Source organism: Pseudomonas sp. HAR-UPW-AIA-41, assembly GCF_002304225.1.
GTDB lineage: Bacteria > Pseudomonadota > Gammaproteobacteria > Pseudomonadales > Pseudomonadaceae > Aquipseudomonas.
This window is the reverse complement of sequence record NZ_NSLB01000002.1, coordinates 409,495-429,079: the sequence shown is the minus strand read 5'-3', so window position 1 is coordinate 429,079 and position 19,585 is coordinate 409,495. Positions and strand designations below refer to the sequence as shown.

Annotated in this window: 19 protein-coding genes; 8 read left to right on the top strand and 11 right to left on the bottom strand. The window is 62.8% G+C overall.

Going from position 1 to position 19,585, the window contains the following annotated elements; genetic code table 11:
* Positions 1 to 34 precede the first annotated feature (34 nt).
* Entirely contained in the window at positions 35 to 970 is a 936-nt protein-coding gene (locus tag CK486_RS06285; protein ID WP_095939427.1) for a glutathione S-transferase family protein, read from the top strand.
* Here the strand turns inward: CK486_RS06285 and CK486_RS06280 are convergent, their stop codons facing one another.
* The 6 genes from CK486_RS06280 to CK486_RS06255 all read right to left on the bottom strand — a co-directional run bounded on the left by CK486_RS06280 (position 971) and on the right by CK486_RS06255 (position 6,654).
* Positions 971 to 1,801 carry a DUF4344 domain-containing metallopeptidase gene (locus CK486_RS06280; protein ID WP_095939426.1) on the bottom strand — a complete coding sequence of 277 codons (831 nt, stop codon included), beginning with the start codon at positions 1,799 to 1,801 and terminating at the stop codon, positions 971 to 973.
* Positions 1,798 to 2,616 (bottom strand): hypothetical protein, encoded by an 819-nt coding sequence (locus CK486_RS06275; RefSeq protein ID WP_176481664.1) that lies wholly within the window; start codon positions 2,614 to 2,616, stop codon positions 1,798 to 1,800. Before CK486_RS06275 ends, CK486_RS06280 begins: the two co-directional genes overlap by 4 nt.
* A 31-nt stretch (positions 2,617 to 2,647) precedes the next feature.
* Positions 2,648 to 3,655, bottom strand: a complete 1,008-nt coding sequence (gene yejK, locus CK486_RS06270; RefSeq protein WP_095939424.1) for a nucleoid-associated protein YejK — start codon at positions 3,653 to 3,655, stop codon at positions 2,648 to 2,650.
* A 39-nt stretch (positions 3,656 to 3,694) separates the two neighbouring features.
* Positions 3,695 to 4,579, bottom strand: a complete 885-nt coding sequence (locus CK486_RS06265; protein WP_141248889.1) for a hypothetical protein — start codon at positions 4,577 to 4,579, stop codon at positions 3,695 to 3,697.
* A gap of 37 nt (positions 4,580 to 4,616) precedes the next feature.
* Entirely contained in the window at positions 4,617 to 6,170 is a 1,554-nt protein-coding gene (locus CK486_RS06260) for a glycosyl hydrolase family 17 protein (RefSeq protein ID WP_095939422.1), read from the bottom strand.
* A gap of 259 nt (positions 6,171 to 6,429) precedes the next feature.
* Complete coding sequence (locus CK486_RS06255) at positions 6,430 to 6,654, bottom strand: DUF2061 domain-containing protein (RefSeq protein ID WP_095939421.1); 225 nt, start codon at positions 6,652 to 6,654, stop codon at positions 6,430 to 6,432.
* A gap of 175 nt (positions 6,655 to 6,829) precedes the next feature.
* On the opposite strand from CK486_RS06255, the gene CK486_RS06250 reads away from it, so the two are divergent.
* The 7 genes from CK486_RS06250 to CK486_RS06220 all read left to right on the top strand — a co-directional run bounded on the left by CK486_RS06250 (position 6,830) and on the right by CK486_RS06220 (position 14,098).
* A complete protein-coding gene (locus CK486_RS06250; protein WP_095939420.1) occupies positions 6,830 to 8,071 on the top strand; it encodes an HD-GYP domain-containing protein in 1,242 nt (413 codons plus the stop codon).
* Between the two features lie 210 nt (positions 8,072 to 8,281).
* A complete protein-coding gene (locus tag CK486_RS06245; protein WP_095939419.1) occupies positions 8,282 to 8,593 on the top strand; it encodes a DUF485 domain-containing protein in 312 nt (103 codons plus the stop codon).
* Complete coding sequence (locus tag CK486_RS06240; RefSeq protein WP_095939418.1) at positions 8,590 to 10,248, top strand: cation acetate symporter; 1,659 nt, start codon at positions 8,590 to 8,592, stop codon at positions 10,246 to 10,248. Before CK486_RS06245 ends, CK486_RS06240 begins: the two co-directional genes overlap by 4 nt.
* Positions 10,249 to 10,364: 116 nt before the next feature.
* The gene (locus CK486_RS06235; RefSeq protein WP_095939417.1) at positions 10,365 to 12,263 is read left to right on the top strand and encodes a bifunctional diguanylate cyclase/phosphodiesterase; all 1,899 of its coding nucleotides are present in this window, start codon (positions 10,365 to 10,367) and stop codon (positions 12,261 to 12,263) included.
* A 99-nt stretch (positions 12,264 to 12,362) separates the two neighbouring features.
* Complete coding sequence (locus CK486_RS06230) at positions 12,363 to 13,172, top strand: SDR family oxidoreductase (RefSeq protein ID WP_095939416.1); 810 nt, start codon at positions 12,363 to 12,365, stop codon at positions 13,170 to 13,172.
* Between the two features lie 168 nt (positions 13,173 to 13,340).
* Positions 13,341 to 13,769 (top strand): hypothetical protein, encoded by a 429-nt coding sequence (locus CK486_RS06225; protein ID WP_095939415.1) that lies wholly within the window; start codon positions 13,341 to 13,343, stop codon positions 13,767 to 13,769.
* Positions 13,766 to 14,098 (top strand): YnfA family protein, encoded by a 333-nt coding sequence (locus CK486_RS06220; protein WP_095939414.1) that lies wholly within the window; start codon positions 13,766 to 13,768, stop codon positions 14,096 to 14,098. Before CK486_RS06225 ends, CK486_RS06220 begins: the two co-directional genes overlap by 4 nt.
* On the opposite strand, the gene CK486_RS06215 is transcribed toward CK486_RS06220, so the two are convergent.
* From CK486_RS06215 to CK486_RS06195, 5 genes are all read right to left on the bottom strand, one after another.
* Positions 14,083 to 14,337, bottom strand: a complete 255-nt coding sequence (locus tag CK486_RS06215; RefSeq protein ID WP_095939413.1) for a YheU family protein — start codon at positions 14,335 to 14,337, stop codon at positions 14,083 to 14,085. The two genes, CK486_RS06220 and CK486_RS06215, sit on opposite strands and share 16 nt — an antisense overlap.
* A gap of 39 nt (positions 14,338 to 14,376) precedes the next feature.
* The gene (locus CK486_RS06210) at positions 14,377 to 17,121 is read right to left on the bottom strand and encodes a hybrid sensor histidine kinase/response regulator (protein ID WP_095939412.1); all 2,745 of its coding nucleotides are present in this window, start codon (positions 17,119 to 17,121) and stop codon (positions 14,377 to 14,379) included.
* A gap of 105 nt (positions 17,122 to 17,226) precedes the next feature.
* Positions 17,227 to 17,781 carry a peptidylprolyl isomerase gene (locus CK486_RS06205; protein ID WP_095939411.1) on the bottom strand — a complete coding sequence of 185 codons (555 nt, stop codon included), beginning with the start codon at positions 17,779 to 17,781 and terminating at the stop codon, positions 17,227 to 17,229.
* A 10-nt stretch (positions 17,782 to 17,791) separates the two neighbouring features.
* A complete protein-coding gene (locus CK486_RS06200) occupies positions 17,792 to 18,586 on the bottom strand; it encodes an alpha/beta fold hydrolase (RefSeq protein ID WP_095939410.1) in 795 nt (264 codons plus the stop codon).
* Between the two features lie 9 nt (positions 18,587 to 18,595).
* Complete coding sequence (locus CK486_RS06195) at positions 18,596 to 19,516, bottom strand: LysR family transcriptional regulator (protein ID WP_095939409.1); 921 nt, start codon at positions 19,514 to 19,516, stop codon at positions 18,596 to 18,598.
* Positions 19,517 to 19,585: the final 69 nt, after the last annotated feature.

Genomic DNA, 19,585 nt, shown 5'->3' with positions numbered 1-19,585 from the left:
GCTGCGCTTTTCCCTGGCCGACACGGAGCCTGTCATGCACGAACTGATACTGCACCACTACGACGCCTCGCCCTTTGCCGAGAAGGCTCGCCTGATGCTCGGTTTCAAGCAGTTGTCGTGGCGTTCGGTGGATATCCCGCGGATCATGCCCAAGCCGGATCTGATGGCGTTGACCGGTGGCTACCGCAAGACCCCGGTGCTGCAGGTCGGTGCCGATATCTATTGCGACACCGCGCTGATTGCCCGCCGCCTGGAGGCCGAAAAGGCCACGCCCAGCCTGTTTCCCGAGGGGCAGGAGTTTGTGGTGGCCAGTTTTGCCCAGTGGGCGGACTCGGTCGTGTTCCAGCATGCCGTGAGTCTGGTGTTCCAGCCCGAGTCCATGGCCGTGCGCCTGGGCAAGCTGCCCGCCGAGGTGGTCAAGGCGTTCATGGCCGATCGTGCCGGATTGTTTTCCGGCGGTTCTGCCAGCCGTTTGCCGGCCGAGCAGGCGCAGCATAACTGGCCGGGGCTGATGCAGCGGCTGGAGCTGCAACTGCAGCGCGAGGACGGCGAGTTCCTGTTCGGCAATGCGTCCATCGCCGATTTTGCCCTGGCGCATCCGCTGTGGTTCCTCAAGGGTACGCCGGTGACCGCGCCGCTGGTGGATAACTACCCGGCGGTGGCGGCCTGGCTGGCCCGCGTGTTGGCCTTCGGGCACGGTTCGAGCAGTGTCATGAGTGCGGCCGAGGCCATCGAGATTGCCCGTGTGGCCACGCCGGCAGCGCTGCCGGAAGAAGCCTTCGGCGATGCCAATGGCCTGCAGCCTGGCCAGCAGGTGGCGGTGTCTGCCACGGACTACGGTGTTGATCCGGTGGAGGGCGAGTTGCTCTTCGCCGGTCGCGAGGAACTGATCGTGGCACGTGATGACGAGCGCGCCGGGCGTGTGCATGTGCACTTCCCGCGCCTGGGCTTCAAGATCGAAGCGCGCTGATCAGGGGCGGGCGGGTTGCTGCCGGCGCAAGGCCGGCAGTTGCCGGGCCAGCTCACGGAAATAGCTGAGGCGTTCGTAGCACAGCGTCAGCTCGCCGCTGATGGCGTTGTACCAGGCATCGGGCGAGCCGCAGCTGGTCATGCGCAGCGTCAGGTCGCGGGGCAGGTCGAAGTCGTGACTGGCCTTGGCCGCCACCGCTTCCAGCTCTCCCGAAGCCTTGATGGTAGCGAGCATCTGCGTACCGTTCTCGACGCTGTCAGAGGGGGCTTCATAGACCACCTGAATACGGTGGCGCACCGGTTGCCCGTGCGGCTTGCGAAAGTGCCGGATCAGCCAGGTCACGGCATGGTGGGCCTGCTGGTATTCCTCGGGGCAGTAGAAGGCCCGCTCTTCGGGCAGGCCGGTGGCCTCGATGATCCACTCCAGCTGTTTGGGATCACTGCCATAGGCCATGCAGGCAATATTGTAGAAGCGCTGCTCATCCAGACCGTGACTATCCCAGGCCGGCACCTCTTCGCCTGGCTGTTTGGGGCGCTGCCATTCCAGGCGCCAGTAGTCGGCGACGTCCACCAGCTTGGCGTAGAAGTCGGCATCGCGCTGGCGCTCATAGAGCAGAAACAGGCCCATGAAACCGAGCTGATCGGCCGCGTCTTCCTCGCGGCCGAGTACGGGCAGCTTGAGTTCGCTGATCAGCAGGTGGCCCATTTCATGGAGCAGGGTGAACTCGGCGTTGGCGCTGATGAAGCGCAGTTCCTCGTCATTCAGATCGGGGTGGCTGGCCGTGCTCGAGCCGCAGGCAAGCAGCAGTGCCAACAGCCAGATCCGTTTCATGCGCCCAGCTCCAGATCCTGAGCAGTGAAGGGCGCCGGACGCTCCGGCCAGGTCAGTTGCAGGCGTTCGAACTCGCGGGCCAGCAGGCTCGCCAACAGCAGGTCGCGCTGCCAGCGGTGTTCGGCGGGAATCACGTACCAAGGCGCCGCGGCGCTGTGGCTGTGCTGCAGCACTTCGGCCCATTCCTGCTGGCGCACCTGGAATTGCTGCCAGGCGGTGAGGTCGCTGGCCTTGAGCTTCCAGCGCTTGCTGGGCAACTCCAGGCGCCGGCGCAGGCGCAGGGTCTGCTCTTCGTGGGAAATGTGCAGGTAGCACTTGAGCAGGTGGATGCGCTGCCCGGCCAGCTGCTGTTCCAGTTGGGCAATGCGCTGCTCGCGCACGGGCAGATCCGCAAGGCTGCACAGACCGTCACGCCGGTCGCTGGTCAGGCCCTCGTAATAGCTGCGGTTGAACACGCCAAGCAGACCCGGTGCGGGCAGGCGCGCCTGGTAGCGGGCGAGAAAGTCGCGCTGGTTCTCCGCCGCATCGGGCTCCTGAAAGCTGCTGATCTGCAGGGCCTGCGGGTTGCAGGCGCTGAGCACCCGGTGGATCACGCCGTCCTTGCCGGAGCAGTCCGGCCCCTGCAGCAGCAGGAGCACGGCATCGTGGCGGTTGGCCCAGAGCATGGTCTGCTGCTCGGCCAGCCAGGGCTTGAGCGCGGCCAGCTGGGCCTTGGCGGCATGCTTGTCGTCGATCAGGTAGCGCGAGGGGCTCTTGCCGAAGGGGGCCTGCGGCTGGCACAGGCAGTCGTCGAGCAGGTCATCGGCCAGGCGCAGCATCGGCGTTCTCCCCTCGGTTGACAGGCGCTCAGTCCTTGCGGCGCTTGAGCTGATCCTTCAACTGTGTCGGTACTTGGCGAATGATCAGCATGTCGCGCGCTTCGTCGTACTCTATCTTCGAGCCTAGCAGGTGCGCCTCGAAACTGATCGACAGACCTTCGGCGCGCCCGGTAAAGCGGCGGAACTGGTTGAGGGTGCGCTTGTCCGCCGGAAACTCCGGGGCCATGCCGTAATCCTTGTTGCGGATGTGCTCATAGAAGGCGCGCGGACGGTCTTCGTCGATCAGTCCGGACAGCTCGTCGAGGGTGATCGGCTCGCCCAGCTTGGCCTGGCTGGTGGCGTAGTCGACCAGGGCTTCGGTCTTGGCGCGGGCCTGTTCTTCGGCCAGGTCCTCGCTCTCGACGAAGTCGCTGAAGGCCTTGAGCAGGGTGCGGGTCTCGCTCGGCGCATCCACGCCTTCCTGGCAGCCGATGAAGTCGCGGAAGTAATCCGAGACCTTCTTGCCGTTTTTGCCCCGGATGAAGGAGATGTACTGCTTGGAGTTGGGGTTGTTCTGCCACTCCGACAGGTTGATGCGCGCGGCCAGGTGCAGCTGCGACAGGTCCAGATGCTTGGCCGGCGCCACGTCCAGCGCCTCGGTGACCGTCACCCCTTCACTGTGGTGGAGCAGGGCGATGGCCAGGTAGTCCGTCATGCCCTGCTGGTAATGGGCAAACAGCACATGGCCGCCGGTGGACAGGTTGGATTCCTCCATCAGCTTCTGCAGCTGGGCCACGGCCTGCTGGCTGAAAGCGGTGAAGTCCTGCTCGGCTGCCAGATAACTCTTCAGCCAGCCGCTGAACGGGTAGGCGCCGGATTCCTCGTGGAACAGGCCCCAGGCCTTGCCCTGCTTGGCGTTGTAGCTCTCGTTGAGGTCGGCCAGAAGGTTTTCCATGGCCTGGCTGCTGGCCAGTTCGGAGTCGCGTGCATGCAGCACGGCAGGGCTGCCGTCGGGCTTCTTGTCGATCAGGTGGACGATGCAGTGGCGGATCGGCATGGGCGGCTCGCAGTGTTCATTCGTAAAGCCGGCAGTTTATCAGGGCGTCAGCGCTGGTGGGGGGCACTGCTCGGTCAGGCAACGGGCCTCAACCCAGCCGACGTTGGCTGGCAGGGGAGCATGGACGCTCAGGGGCGCACTGCCTTCCTCGACCCGGATCAGTTTCCACTCTTGGCCCTGAGCATCTCGCAGGCTTTTTAGCGGGAATACTTGTGCTCCGGGCATGTACAGTCTGCTGATGTTGCCGAATGCGGCCGCGTTATAGAACTGGCTGAGATCGGGGTTGTAGTGGTTGTCTAGCTGCGGAGCAAGCCTCAGGGTCAGATGTCCGAGGGCGGTTATCGAGTGGCGCGCAGGCAACGGGTCACCGCCACCCTGCAGGTGTTTGGGCACCCAGGCCTGCTCATGGGCCAGTTCATAGCGATCCATTGGGTCGCCGCAGCAACCGCTGCGCAACGTGAGCAGCTGCGGGGCTTTTGCAGGTTTCGCGAACAGCAGCTCATCTGCACGTTGGGTAACCAGCCCGTTGGGAAAGCCTCGGGGGTCGCTCTTCCAGAACACGGTTAGCTCGCCCTCGCGGCAGTAAGCCGAGCCACTGTAGAGCAGGTCGGCTGTTCCGTCGGTGTCCAAGTCAAGGCGTCTGATAGTTGCCCGAGGATGCTCCTCCAGCAGGGCACGGTTGATAAAGGAGCAATCGGGCGATTCGAGGCTGTCCGCGGCCGGCACTTGCTCGAGCAGATGTTTGCGCAGCAGCCAGCCGTTGTTGTCCAGCCAGTTGTCATCGACTACTGGAAGGCTGGAAATAGCCTGCCACTCACGGGCCTGCGGAAACAGCAGCAGCGCCATGGCCAGTTGCTCGTCAGTAGCCGCAGTAGCAGTGTTAAGTCCGCTGCCGAGCAACCCTATCCAGAACCAGTGGCGCATTCGCATCATCCTTGAGTGAGGGTGTTTGTCTGGCGAACTACACGCGACTTCTGCTCAGGCTGCGCCATAGTGCGCCACAGAGCAGTGTGCTGGTGATAGCCCAGCCAATGGCCTGCCAGTTGCTCAGGGTTTCCTGGTACAGCTGGGGCACGATACCCGCGCCGATCAGGGCAGCCAGCAGGGTGACTTCGCGGCGCGGTACGCACACCGGAGCCAGCAGGTAGACCACCGCCGGCAGCAGTAGGGCGGCGCTGGGGAAGCTGCGGTAGCGGGCATCGAACACCAGGCCCAGCATCAGTACGGCACCGGCAAAACCGGCGCCCAGCAGCCACCAGTGACCACGGGCCTGCAGCCAGGCATGGACGGTGGCGCGCCAGCCCTGACGACTGCCAAGGCCCAGCGCCGCATGGGCCAGCACCAGCAGGTTGAGTCCTGTCAGCAGCGCGGCCCACAGCCATTCGCCGGCAAAGCGGCTGGTGATGCCGGCCAGTTCCAGCCAGAGCGCCGTGCAGGCGGCGCCCAGGGCGGCCGTTACTGGCAGCAGCAGAGCATTGCGGGTGGTGCCGGGATTGCCGGCCAGCAGCAGGCTGGCGCCGAACAGCGCCAGCGACAGAGCCAGCCATTGCTGCCAGTGCGGCAGGTTGGACACCGGGCCGGCGAGCACGCCCTTGTCCTGGCGATCGGCATCGAACAGGCCCCAGTAGCCACCGACGGCGCCTTCGCTTTCGCGTTTCCACGGCTGGTCAAAGGCTTCGATCAGGTTGTAGTGCCAGCCATTCTGCTCGGCGATATGCACGAAACCGCGGATGAAGCGGGCTTCGTTGACCCGGCTGGGCAGGGCGGTTTCGCGCTGGCGGCCTTCGCTGGGCCAGCCGGTTTCGCCGATGAAGATGTCCTTGGGAGCGAACTTGCTGCCGAAGACCTGGCGGATCTGCGCCACGTGGGCAAGGGCGGCATCGATGCCGCGCGGATCATCTTCCCAGTAGGGCAGCAGGTGGATGGTGAGGAAGTCCACGGCCGGGGCGACTTCCGGGTACTGCAGCCAGAACTCCCAGACATCGGCATAGGTCACCGGTTGCTCGACGCCGGCCTTGACCTGTTCGATCAGGCTGACCAGCTGGGCACCGGTGACTTCCTTGCGCAGCAGCGCCTCGTTGCCGACGATCACCGAGGTGACCACGTCGGGGTTGGCGTTGGCGGCCTTGATCAGGGCATCGATTTCCAGCTGGGTGTCGACCGGGTTGCTGCTGACCCAGGCGCCGAGCATCAGCTTCAGGCCGTGCTTGCGGGCCAGCTCGGGGATGGCCTCCAACCCGGTCATGGAATAGGTGCGCACGCACTCGAAACGGGTGGCCAGCAGGGCGAGGTCCGCGTCCATGCGCTCGGGACGCAGCACGAAGGGCTGGTCGAAGGGCGACTGGTCCTTGTCGAACGGGCTGTAGGAGGCGCATTGCAGCTTGTGCGTCGGTGTCGCCGCGTCGGCCAGGTGGACCGGTTGACCGATCCACAGCCACAGGCCGGCGAGGGCAAACAGGGCCAGCAAGGTGCTGAACAGGAAGGGAAGCAGGGGGAAACGGCGAGTCTGAGTCATGGCGGTCAGGCGTCAGTCCAACGAAGCCGCGCATCTTAGCGGATTTCCCGCTGGTCGGACGCTCAGAACCTCTTCAAAGTCCGCTGCGCGTCGGCCATGCTGCGTTGAAGTCGGGCTCAGAATGCTCATTTACACCCCGTAAACTCGGCTCTGGCTTCCTGCTTCGCTCTACCGCCTACATCCCTGTAGGCGTGCGCTTTCTCACCCGATGGTCGTTGCGCCTTGCCTTGCTCTAGCTCGCGAGACTTTGAAGAGGTTCTCAGGCGTGATGATGCAGCCAGGCGTGGCGCGGAATCTGGCTGGCCTGCTGCTTCTTGCGCTCCACGCGCTGCCAGATCTTTTCGTGGAAGAAGAACGCGACCGAGTTGCACAGCGGCTCGACGGCGGCCACCAGGCCGCCCACGGTCACGCTGCCGGTCAGGGCATAGGCTACGCCGAAGGCGATGCAGAAGTGCATGACGGTGAAGGTGATGGTCTTGAGCATGATGGCGTGCCTCAGGTGAGAATCATTCCTTGTTGGCAAGCCTAGTCAGCCTGAAACCTCCCGTGAAATCGCTGCTGTGCATCGTGTCTATAGTGTCAGGCAATCATGGTTATATTTGGTGGTGGCGTATTACCATCATGTAGGCGCGGCCCCATATTTTCCGCGGAGTATTTTTATGGCGGATTCCGGCACAGCCGACCGCATCAGAATTCCCGTCGAGCAGTTGACGCTTGGCATGTATGTCTGCGAACTCGACCGGCCCTGGCAGGAAACTCCTTTTCTGTTCCAGGGATTTCGTATTCGTCATCCGCAGGAGATAGTCCTGCTTGGTGAGGTTTGTCAGTTCGTCTGGGTTGATGCCAAACGCTCTGTTGGCCTGCAACAGCAAGTCAGTGAAAACCTGCTGTCTGTGGCGGCGGAACATCTTCAGCCGGTTGTGGCCAAGGTCGATTTCGGTCAGGAAATACAGGCGGCTGAACCGGCTTTCCATGCTGCGCGCGAGCACTCGCTGCGACTACTGGAGGCTGCTCGTCTGGGGCATGAGCTTGACGTGAAGCAGGTCAAGGTCGTGGTCAAGGAGTGTGTCGAAAGCATGCTGCGCAACCCCGGTGCGATGCTCTGGCTGGCTCGAATCAAGAACAGCGATGAGTACACCGCCGAGCATTGTCTGCGAGTGGCGATTTTCTCCATTGCTCTGGGGCGTGAGCTGGGGTTGCGGCAAGCCGAGCTGGAGCATCTGGGGATGTGCGGCATGCTCCATGATGTGGGGAAAATCAAAGTCCCCAGCGCCATTCTCAACAAGCCGGGCGCGTTGACAGAAGAAGAGCTGCTGATCATGCAAAGCCATGCGGTCGAGGGGCGCAAGTTGCTGATGAGCAATCAGCAGGTGACCCCGGCAGCGGTGGACGTGGCTTTTTCCCACCACGAGCGCCTGGATGGCCGTGGCTATCCGCGCGGTCTGGATGCGGCGCGTATTCCCTTTTTTGCCAAGATCGTGGCGGTGGTAGATGCCTACGATGCGATCAACAGTGACCGCCCCTACAGCAAGGGCAAGTCCAGCCTCGAGGCGCTGCGCATTCTGTTCGAAGCGCGGGGGACGCATTTCGACGAGGACATGGTCAAGCTGTTCGTGCGGCGTGTGGGGATCTATCCGCCGGGAGAGATTGTCGAGATGAGCAACGGCGAGGTAGGCATCATCATCGGCTGTTCGCCCTTGAGCAAACTCAAGCCCAAACTGCTGCTGGTGCTGGACGAGCACAAGCAGCCGCGTGCAGAGCGGGTGATTAACCTGCAAGAGGCGGTGACGGATGCCCGAGGGCGGCCATACCGTGTCAAAGAGGTGTATCCAAGTGGGGCATTCGGCATCGACATCGAGGTTTATCGGCGTAAGGGACTGGTGATTCCCGATAATCTTTAGTCGACTGCTGGTGGTTTGATTCGGGTATGCCGTTTCTGCGGCGTGCGTTGCGCCTGGCCCGGTCTGCCCTGATGCTCGGCTGGAGTGCGTAGATGTATGCCTGCGACTTTGGTCGAGGAGGGCACTGATCTACGACTAAGGTCGTCTGTCGCCCATATCTGGTCGTCCTAGAGTGGACTCACAGCACTTGAGCTGCGGAGGACTCTAACAATGAACGACCCCATCTATGAGCGGATTCAATCCAATCCGCGCTTCCAGGAACTGGTGGCCAAGCGAGATCGTTTCGCCTGGCTGCTGTCGCTGATCATGCTGGGCCTGTATTTGGCCTTCATCCTGCTGATCGCCTTCGAACCGCAACTGCTTGGCACCCGCATCAGTCCGGACAGCCCGACCACCTGGGGTATTCCCCTGGGAATCGGCCTGATTCTCTCGGCCTTCGTGCTGACGGGTATCTACGTCAAGCGTGCCAACGGCGAGTTCGATGCCATGAACCAGAGCATCCTGGAGGAGGTTCAGAAATGATCGCCCGCATCCTTTCCACCCTGGGCCTGCTGGCCCTGGCGCCGACCCTCTGGGCGGCCGGTGCCATTGAAGGCGAAGTGCAGCGCCAACCGCTGAATATTTCCGCCATCCTGATGTTCGTGGTCTTCGTCGGCGCCACCTTGTGCATCACCTACTGGGCGGCCAAGCGCAACACCTCGGCAGCCGATTACTACACCGCTGGCGGCAGCATCACCGGCTTCCAGAACGGCCTGGCGATCGCCGGCGACTACATGTCGGCAGCCTCCTTCCTGGGGATTTCCGCGCTGGTGTTCGCTTCCGGCTATGACGGCCTGATCTACTCGATCGGCTTCCTGGTCGGCTGGCCGGTGATTCTCTTCCTGATCGCCGAGCGCCTGCGCAACTTGGGCAAGTTTACTTTCGCCGATGTGGCCAGCTACCGCCTCAAGCAGAAGGAAATCCGCACCTTGTCGGCCTGTGGGTCGCTGGTAGTGGTGGCCTTCTACCTGATCGCGCAGATGGTTGGTGCCGGCAAGCTGATCGAGCTGCTGTTCGGCCTGAACTACCACGTGGCAGTGATTCTGGTCGGCATCCTGATGGTCTGCTACGTGCTGTTCGGCGGCATGCTGGCCACCACCTGGGTACAGATCATCAAGGCCGTACTGCTGCTGTCCGGTGCGTCCTTCATGGCGCTGATGGTGCTCAAGCACGTCAACTTCGACTTTGCCCAGCTGTTCTCCGAGGCTATTGCTGCGCATCCGAAGGGTGAGGCCATCATGAGCCCCGGCGGTCTGGTCAAGGACCCGATCTCGGCCATCTCCCTGGGCCTGGCGCTGATGTTCGGTACCGCTGGTCTGCCGCATATCCTGATGCGCTTCTTCACCGTCTCCGACGCCAAGGAAGCCCGCAAATCGGTGTTCTACGCCACCGGCTTCATCGGCTACTTCTACATCCTGACCTTCATTATCGGCTTCGGCGCCATTCTGCTGGTGGGCACCAACCCAGCCTTCAAGGATGCCAGTGGTGTGCTACTCGGCGGCAACAACATGGCGGCTATCCACCTGGCCAATGCGGTGGGCGGCAGCCTGTTCCTGGGCTTCATCTCGGCCGTGGCCTTCGCCACAATCCTGGCGGTGGTCGCCGGTCTGACCCTGGCTGGCGCCTCGGCGGTGTCCCACGACCTGTACGCCAGTGTGATCAAGAAGGGCAAGGCCAGCGACAAGGATGAGCTGCGCGTGTCGAAGATCACCACCCTGTGCCTGGGTGTGCTGGCCATCGGCCTCGGCATCCTGTTCGAGAAGCAGAACATCGCCTTCATGGTGGGTCTGGCTTTCTCCATCGCTGCCAGCTGCAACTTCCCGGTGCTGTTCCTCTCCATGTACTGGAAGAAACTGACCACTCGTGGTGCGCTGATCGGTGGAGCGCTGGGCCTGATTACCGCCGTGGCCCTGATGATCCTCGGCCCGACCGTGTGGGTGCAGGTGCTGGGCAATGCCCAGGCTGTGTTCCCCTACGAGTACCCGGCGCTGTTCTCCATGGCGATCGCCTTTGCCGGCATCTGGTTCTTCTCGGTTACCGACAAGTCGACTGCCGCCGACGAAGAACGTGCCCGCTTCATTCCGCAGTTCGTGCGTTCGCAGACCGGCCTTGGTGCCAGCGGCGCCGTGGCTCACTGAAGCGTTCCGCAGCCAGACCACTCCAGCCGCCCTTCGGGGCGGCTTTTTTTTTGCGGCGCCTGTCAGGCTATAGTTGCTGTCACGGGCGAGAGTCCGGTCACGGAGAGCAGGGCCCGATGAATTCGCCGCAACCGCCCCTCGAGGATCATCTGGTCAGTCACCGCCAGCTACAGGTACGGCGTATCGAACAGATCTGCCAGCTGTTGCTGGTCTGTCTGCCATTCATGGCACTCACCAATATTCAGGTTGAACGCCGCCATGTTCTGCTGATCATAGTGTCCGGATGGCTGCTGGTCGGAGTGAGTCTCTGGTTGAGCCGGATCGGCCGCCATGAGCCGGCGCGTCAGTTGCTGATTCTGTCGATGTTCGCCTTGGCTTCCTTGGCCATGTGGTTCGATCAGGGGCCCTACAACGGTGTTTTGTTGGGCTACGGGGCGATTCTGGTGATTGCTGGCATGCTCGCGCGCATGCGCCTGTTGTTTGCTCTGCTGTTCTTGATGTTGGCTTGGCTCGGCTGGCTCAACTATGCAGAGATCAGCGGACTACGTACCTTCGAGGTGCAACCACTGGGGCTGCGACGCTTTATTAACTCTGCGGTATTCCTCTCGGTCATCGCCTGCACCGTGTGGTGGCTGGCCAGTGATCTGCGCAGTCTGCTGGCACGCCTGCGCGCGGAGAACCGCCGGGTTCGCGAGTCGGAGGTGAGTCTGGCCTACCAGGCCCAGCACGATGCTCTGACTGGCCTGCCCAATCGCCTGCTGGCGCGTGATCGTCTTGAACAGGCTCTGCAGCAGGCGCACCGGGCCGGCCGCCAGGTAGCACTGCTGTATCTGGATCTCGACAATTTCAAGGCGGTCAATGACTCCTTCGGTCATGCCCAGGGTGACGAGCTGTTGCGGGAAGTGGCCGCGCGCTTGCGCGCCAGCGTGCGCGAAACCGATACGGTCTGCCGTTTGGGTGGTGATGAGTTCCTTCTGGTGCTGGCCGAGCTGGAGCACAGCGAAGGGGCCGTGAAGGTGGCACGCAAAATCCAGGCAAATCTGAGCGCGCCTCTTCAACTGGGCGAGGTGGCGCTCAATTGCAGTTGTTCGATTGGCATTGCGCTTTATCCGGGCGACGGTGACTGTTTTGCCAGTCTCAGCCAGCATGCCGATATGGCCATGTACGAGGCTAAGGCCGCCGGTCGTCGCACCTTCCGTTTCTTCGATGCGCAGATGAATGCCAGTCAGGCCGCGCAGATGCAACTTGATGCAGGGCTGCGCGGCGCCTTGCAGCACGAGCAGTTCGTCCTGCACTACCAGCCGGTGGTTGATCTGCAGACCGGCCAGCTTCGCGGTGCCGAGGCGCTGCTGCGCTGGAATTCCCCGGAGCAGGGGCTGCGCGGACCGGAAACCTTCATCGGCTATGCCGAACGCAGTGGGCTTATCGTCGAGATCGGCGAGTGGGTGATCGATCAGGCCTGCGCCCAGCTCGCTGCCTGGCAGGCACAGGGACTGCCGCGGCTGGTGCTGGCGGTGAACCTGTCGCCGGTGCAGTTCCGCCGGGGCAACCTGGACCGTGTGGTGTCAACTGCTCTGCAGCGTCATGCAGTGCCGCCATCCTGCCTGGAGCTGGAACTGACCGAGTCGGTTCTGCTGCAGGACAGTCGCGATTTCGCCGAGTTGCTGACACGCCTCAAGCGTTTGGGCGTGAGCCTGTCGATCGACGACTTCGGCACCGGCTACTCCAACCTGTCCTACCTGCAGCGTTTCAAGGTCGACCGCCTGAAGATCGACCGCTCCTTCGTCGGCAGCCTGTCCAGCGATCATTCCGCTCGTGCCATCGTCTCGGCCATTGCCGGTATGGCTGACAGCCTCGGTCTGCAGACCACCGCCGAGGGCATCGAGGACCGTGAGGTGCTGGCGCTGCTCAGTCAGCTCGGCTGCAGTCAGGGGCAGGGCTACCTGTTTGCCCGGCCGCTGCCGGTGGAAGCTTTCATCGAGTTCGCGAGAACTCAGGCTCGCCCCCCGGTCTGACTCGCTGAGCGGTCATTCAGTAGCCTGATGAAGGCTGTGGCTACCTCCGGGGCTGGCTAGACTGGCCCCATCTTGCTGTTCACCGATGGAGCCCTTCTCATGCAAAACCGCATTATGATCACTGGCGCAGGCTCTGGCCTGGGCCGCGAGCTGGCCCTGCGCTGGGCGCGCGAAGGCAGTCAGCTGGCGCTGGCCGATGTCAACGAAGCCGGTCTGGCCGAAACCCTCAGCCTGGTCCGCGAAGCCGGCGGTGATGGCTTTACCCAGCGCTGCGATGTGCGGGACTACAGCCAGCTCACTGCGCTGGCTCAGGCCTGCGAGGAGCGTCTGGGTGGTATTGATGTGGCCATCAACAATGCCGGTGTGGCCTCCGGCGGCTTCTTCAACGAACTGTCGCTGGAAGACTGGGACTGGCAGATCGCGATCAACCTGATGGGCGTGGTCAAGGGCTGCAAGGCCTTCCTGCCGCTGCTGCAGAAGAGCCACGGCAAGATCATCAACATCGCCTCCATGGCGGCGCTGATGCAGGGCCCGGCGATGAGCAACTACAACGTGGCTAAGGCCGGTGTGGTGGCGTTGTCCGAGAGCCTGCTGATCGAACTGCGCGATCAGCAGGTCGGCGTGCATGTGGTCTGCCCGTCGTTCTTCCAGACCAATCTGTTGGACTCCTTCCGTGGCCCGACCCCGGCCATGAAGCAACAGGTCGGCAAGTTGCTGGAAAGTTCGCCGATCAGCGCCGCCGATATCGCCGACTATGTCTATGCCGAAGTGGCCAAGGGCAGTTTCATGATTCTGCCCCACGAGCAGGGGCGCATGGCCTGGGCGCTGAAGCAGAAGAACCCGCAGCTGCTGTACGACGAAATGGCCAACATGGCCGCGAAGATGCGCAGCAAGACCCAACCGGCCTGAGCCGTCCCCCCCCCCGGCTGGCCGCTGCGCGCTTGTGTGAGTGCGCAGCGGCTCTGGGCCGGTCTTTCTGCCGGCCTTTGCGCGCCTTACCGTGCAGTTGCCACGGCGTTCCTTTCCAGTGGCCGGCGCCTGTGTTAGAAGGCAGCCTGGTTTTTCTGGAGTCTTTGCGTGGAATCGGAATCTCTGGTCTACGGCTGCATCCGCGACTGGCCCTCCCAGGATGCGGGCGAGCAGCGTCTGCGCCGCAGCATCAACCGCCGGGTACTGGCCAGCCTGCCCGCGGGAGATGCCTGGCCGTTCATTGGGCGCGACATGTTCTCCTGCTGTCAGGAGGAGGGCGCCGGCCTGTTCCAGACCCAGATGATCCATTTCGGTGCCAGCTACAGGGCGGTCGAGTACGAATGGGCGTTGTGGGTGGCCGAGTTCGAGGCCCTGCTCAAGCGTCTGTACTGGGCCAGCGCGGTGGTGCATCTGGAAACCGAGCTGAACGGCACTCACACCTTCCGCTGGGAGAGCGAGCGCGGTTTTCACAGCCCCAATGAAGACGATCTGCGCGTGCGCTGCACCTGGGAGCACGAGAGCGAGCTGAGGCGGTGAGCAGTTACCTGTGGTTCGCCCTGGCGGCGTTCTTCGAGATCGCCGGTTGCTACAGCTTCTGGTTGTGGCTGCGCCTGGACCGCTCCATCTGGTGGTGCCTGCCGGGTCTGATCAGCCTGCTGCTGTTTTCTCTGTTGCTGACCCGGGCCGAGGCTGCGTTCGCCGGGCGCGCCTACGCCGCCTACGGTGGTGTGTACGTGGTGGCGGCGCTGGTCTGGCTGGCACTGGTGGAGCGGCAGAAGCCGCTGCTCAGTGACTGGCTGGGCGTGGCCCTGTGCCTGCTCGGTGCGGCCGTTCTGCTGCTGGGGCCGCGCTACTCGGCGCCCTGACCGGCTTGCAGGTCTTCCAGCCACTCGCGTGGCACTTCGCTGCTGAGCAGCAACTGGCACTGCTGATGCTCGCTGTCGAAGGCAATCACGGCCTCGCGGCGCTTCAGCGCCTGCTGCACGCGCGCCACCCGGGTAGTCAGCGGCGTGTCGTCGCCGTTGTCGGTGCCTTCTCGGGTGACGAAGTCCTCGATCAGGCGTTGCAGGGTGTCGGCTTCGAGCATCTGGTAAGGGATCAGCATGCGGCAGTCTCGGCGGTGCGGCGACGCAGGGTGCCTGAGTCAGGCACCGCTGTCGAGGTAGCGGTCGAGGGTGGCATACAGCTGCACACGATCGACTGGTTTGCCGAGAAACTCGTTCATACCGGCGCGCTGACCTTCCTCGCGATGCTCGTCAAAGATGTGCGCGGTCAGTGCGATTACCGGTACTGGCAGCAGGCCTTGCTGCTTCTCGAAATGGCGAATCTGACGGGTGGCCTCGAAACCATCCATTTCCGGCATTTCGCAGTCCATCAGAATCAGTTGATACCGCTGCGGCGCGCGGCGGAACTCTTCAACGGCGTTTAGGCCGTTGGTGACGAGGCGAACCTGATAGCCGCGCTTGCCGAGAAACCCCTGGATGACCAGTTGGTTGACCGGGTTGTCTTCGGCAACCAGCACGCAGGGTGCAGGGCCGCAGGTCGGGGGCAGTTCGCGTGGTGTCATCTGCAACACTTGGGCGGTGGGACGATAAAGCTCCTGCAGGGCTTGTCGCAGCGGGGTAATGGCTACCGGCTGGGCCAGGTTGGTAATGCTCAGGGTCATGCCAGTCTGGTTGGGACGGCAGTGCTCCGGTGGACACAGAAGGAGGACCTTTTGGCCCTTGCCAAGCTGTGAGCGCAGGCCGTCCAGTGCCTGTTGTGGACCACCTGGCCAGGGAGCCATGACGATGAGTAGCGGCGGTTGGCGGTAGCTGTGCATGGCGCTGTTGAGTTGCTCGGGAGTACGGCAAAGCTCAGTCTGCAGCCCCCAGCGTTGCAACAGGTGGGAGAGATGTTGCAGGCCGTCGCTGTCGAGCGAAGCCAGCACGGCATGCTGGCCGTTGAGCAGGTCACACAGCTCATCACGTTCTGTTTGGTCGGAGGGGCTGAGGGCAATGTCGAAGCTGAACCGGGTGCCCTGGCCAAGGGTGCTCTGCACCTCGATATGGCCGCCCATCATTTCCACCAGATCCTTGCTGATAGCCAGGCCGAGACCGGTTCCACCATAGCGACGGGTAGTGCTGGAGTCAGCTTGGGCAAAGGATTTGAATAGCGTTTCCAAGGCTTCCGGGCGGATACCGATGCCACTGTCGCTAACAACGATTTGCAGCCGTGGTGCCTGTCCAGGTAACTCCAGTACTCGGGCCGTGAGGCTGACCTGGCCCTCGGCGGTGAATTTCAGGGCATTGCCAAGCAGGTTCATCAACACCTGTTTCAGGCGGGTCGGATCACCGTGTATGTAGCGTGGCACACCATGTTCCATGCTCAGGTAAAGGCGCAGGCGCTTGTCCAGCGCCTGGGCGGTGAACAGGCTGAAGGTTTCCGAGAGCAACTGTTCCAGGTCGATCTGTATTTCTTCCAGCGCCATCTTGCCGGACTCGATGCGCGCGTAGTCGAGGATGTCGTTGATCACCGTCATCAGTGCCGAGCCGGAACTGGCAATGGTGTCGACATAGAAGCGCTGGCTGCGATCAAGCGGGGTTTCCTTGAGCAGTTGCAGCATGCCCAGTACCCCGTTGAGTGGGGTACGGATCTCGTGGCTCATCTTGGCCAGGAAGCGGCTCTTGGCTTCGCTCTCGACCACGGCCTGTTCTGCTTCTCTGCGTGAGCGGAAGCCTTCTTCCTTAAGGGTATTGATGCGATCGGCAAGGCCAATGGAGAGTGTGATCAGTTCAATTGTGACGCCCGTCTTCACGGCCGAAGCGCCGAAACTGCCGAACAGTTCCAGACCGAGTGAACCCGTGGTCACCGCAATGAATGAGAACAGCAGAATGCCCCAGGCAAAAATGTAATAGGAGCCAAAGCGCTGACCACGGCGCCAGACATGGATACCGACCAGAAGCAGCAGCAGCGAGTTGGAGAGTACCGTGAGGCTCGCCAGGATATTCCAGGCTTGCAGGCCGATCAGTGGTCCTCCAAGGAAGATGACCAGAATGAGCAGCATCATCAGTCGCAGGGCACGATCCAGTTGCGGAAAATGTTCCGGGGTCTGCAGGAAGTGGCGGCTGAACTGAGTGGCGGCCAGGCAATGTGCATACATGACGATGTAGATGCTCACTGACTGCAGGGCGACGTGTTCGGGCAATAGCTTGAACAGCATGCCATCGAAGCAGGCAGCGAACAGGGCGATGTTGGCGCTGTACACCAGGTACCAGAAATAGGCGCGTTCGCGCAGCACCAGAAACAGGAACAGGTTGTAGCAGAACATGGCAAAGACGACGCCATAGAAGGCACCGTTCAATCCCATGAGATTTTCCTGTTCGGCGGCGCTGGCGCCACTGGTGGCAAACACCAGCGGTACGAAGACCGTGCTGGTGGTTTCGATGCGCAGCAACAGGATGCTGTTGCCAGGTTGTAGTTCCGTGGGGAACCAGAAGTTGCGTACCTGTACCGGACGGCTGGAGAACGCCTGGCGATCGCCACTGCGCTGCTTCAGCCGACTGCCGTCAGGGTTTATCAGCGTCAGCTGGATATCGTCCAGCAGTGGATAGTTGATCTCGAAAAAGCCACGAAGCTCATGGGGTAGGCGGTTATCGAGATGGACCTTGAACCACCAGACGGCGTTGTTCTTGCCCAGATTGGCGTGATCCTTGACTACTTCGGTGAACGCGCTGTCAGGTTGTGCCAGTACATCCTCAAGACTCAGCTTGCCTCCGTCGTCGCGCAGGTAGCCCATCTGTGGGCCAAGCGGCAAGCGTACGTCGTTGCGATCCAGCACGGCACTGGGCAGGGCCCACAGTGGGGCGCTCATAAGGCACAGCAGGAAAGCCAGGAGCAGGCGCGGCATGCAGCGGTCTCGGTGAGGTACGGCGACAAGGCCCTGCTGATCGCCGCGCCGGAGCAAAGCGCAGCAGGGTCCTACAACAGTCTAGTGCAGGCTCTGAGGCAGTGCTCAGAGACGGCTGGCGGCCTGGATCAGTACCGGTTCGCGCGGCACGTTCTGGTGCATGCCACGGTTGCCGGTGGGCACCTGGGCAATCTTGTCGAGCACATCAAGGCCACGCACGACCTTGCCGAACACCGCGTAGCCGGCGCTGCTGCCGCTGCGGTTGAGGAAGTCGTTGTCCTTGTGGTTGATGAAGAACTGGCTGGTGGCCGAATCCGGATCATTGGTGCGGGCCATGGCGATGCTGCCACGCTCGTTGGCCAGGCCGTTGTCGGCTTCGTTCTTGATCGGGGCGCGGGTTTCCTTCTGCTGCATGTCGGCGGTGAAACCACCACCCTGGATCATGAAGTTGGGGATTACGCGGTGGAACACGGTGCCGTTGTAGTAGCCGGCATCGACGTAGCCGAGGAAGTTGGCCACGGTGACCGGTGCCTTGGCGTCGTCCAGTTCCAGTTCGATCTCGCCCATCGAGGTGGTCAGCAGTACGTGCGGCTTTTCTGTAGCGAGCAGCTGGCCGCTGAGCAGCAGGGTGCAGGCCGTCATCATGAGGTGTTTGAGCATGGTGTTTTCCTTAGGCAGGTTGGGCGTGGCTGCGGATGAACTCCAGCAGGGTCTGGTTGAATCGTTCGGGTTGGTCCAGCGGCGTGGCGTGGCGCGAGTCTTCGATCACCACCAGGCGGGCGTCGGGCAGTTCGCGTACGTAGGCTTCCTTGAGGCTGACCGGCGTGTAGTCGCGGTCGGCGGTGACCACCAGGGTCGGGCAGTTGATGCGTGCCAGACGCTCACGCACACCCCAGCCGATGATGGCATCCAGGCTGGCGAGGTAGGCGCGTTTGTCGTTTTCCGGCCAGCGCTGTTCGATCTTGCGCCGCAGATCGGCCTGTTCCGGTTTGGGAAAGAGCAGTTTGCCCAGCGCCCTGGCAATGGTGTCGAGGCTGAGCAGACGTGACAGCAGCCAGCGCTTGCCGATTTCCACGCAGTCACGCAGCGAGTGGGGTTTGACCTCGGGACCGCTGTTGACGATGGTCAGGCTGCGCAGCAGGTCGGGGCGGTCGACGCCGAGCTGAAAGCCGATCATGCCGCCCATGCTGATGCCGACCAGATGCACCTGCTGCAGCCCCAGATGCTCGATCAGCGCGGCGACATCGGCGGCGAAGGTGGCGATCCGGTAGCGCTGGCGCGGTTTGTCGGACTGGCCGTGGCCGCGCACATCCAGGGCAATCACCCGGTAGTGCTGGCGCAGTACGGGGATCTGGTATTCCCAGTCGCGGATGCTTGAGCCCAGGCCGTGAACCAGCAGCAGTGGTTCGCCCTGACCATATTCTTCGTAGTGCAGCTGGCAGTTCTGGTGGGTGAAGTAGGGCATGGGCTGTCCTTAGCGTTGGGGAGCGGCATAGGCTGCATTCAGCGGCACGGCGTCGAAGGTGGTCAAGAGGTCGACCAGAATCTGCGTGGCCGGGCCCAGCGGTTTGCTCTTGTTGGCGTACAGGTAGAAACGCGGGTGGCGGATGGCGCCCTGTTGCAGGGGCAGAATTTTCAGCAGCCCCTCGTTCAGCTCGCGTTCGATCAGGTGCCGCGGCAGCCAGGCAAAGCCCAGGCCGCTGGCAACGAAGGTGGCGGCCGTGGCCAGGCTGCCGACCGTCCAGCGCTGTTCGGCACCGAGCCAGCCGACATCGCGTGGCTGGGTGCGCCCGCTGTCGCGGATCACCACCTGCAGCTGGGTTTCCAGATCCTGAAAGGTCAGTTCTCGCTGCAGGCGGTGCAGGGCGTGGTCGTGGTGGGCGACCGGGAGAAATTCCACGGCTTCCAGCTCGCGGCCCAGGTAGCCGGCAATCGACAGGCTGCTGATGGCCAGATCGGTGGAGCCTTCCAGCAGCACTTCCTCAACCCCGGAGAGCACTTCCTCGCGCAGCTTGATGCGGCAGCCGCGGCTTTGCGGCATGAAGGCCGCGAGGGCCTGCAGCAGGCGTGCGGTGGGGTAGGCGGCGTCCACAACCAGGCGCACCTCGGCTTCCCAGCCCTGTTCCATGTGCAGGGCCAGTTCCTCCAGCTGGCTGGCCTGATTGACCAGTGGTCGCGAGCGGCGCAGCAGCACCTCTCCGGCCTCGGTCAGCACGGCCTTGCGTCCTTCGATGCGCAGCAGCGGCACTCCGAGCTGCTCCTGCATGCGCGCCACGGTGTAGCTGACCGAGGACTGCGAGCGGTGCAGCACCTCGGCGGCCTGGGCAAAGCCGCCATGGTCGACCACGGCCTGCAGGGTACGCCACTGGTCCAGCGTTACGCGGGGAGCCTTCATCTTGCTTCTCCATGGGCGCTGGTAATGCCGCCCCAGTACTTTTAATCTGGCGCCCTCGTTCAAGGAGCC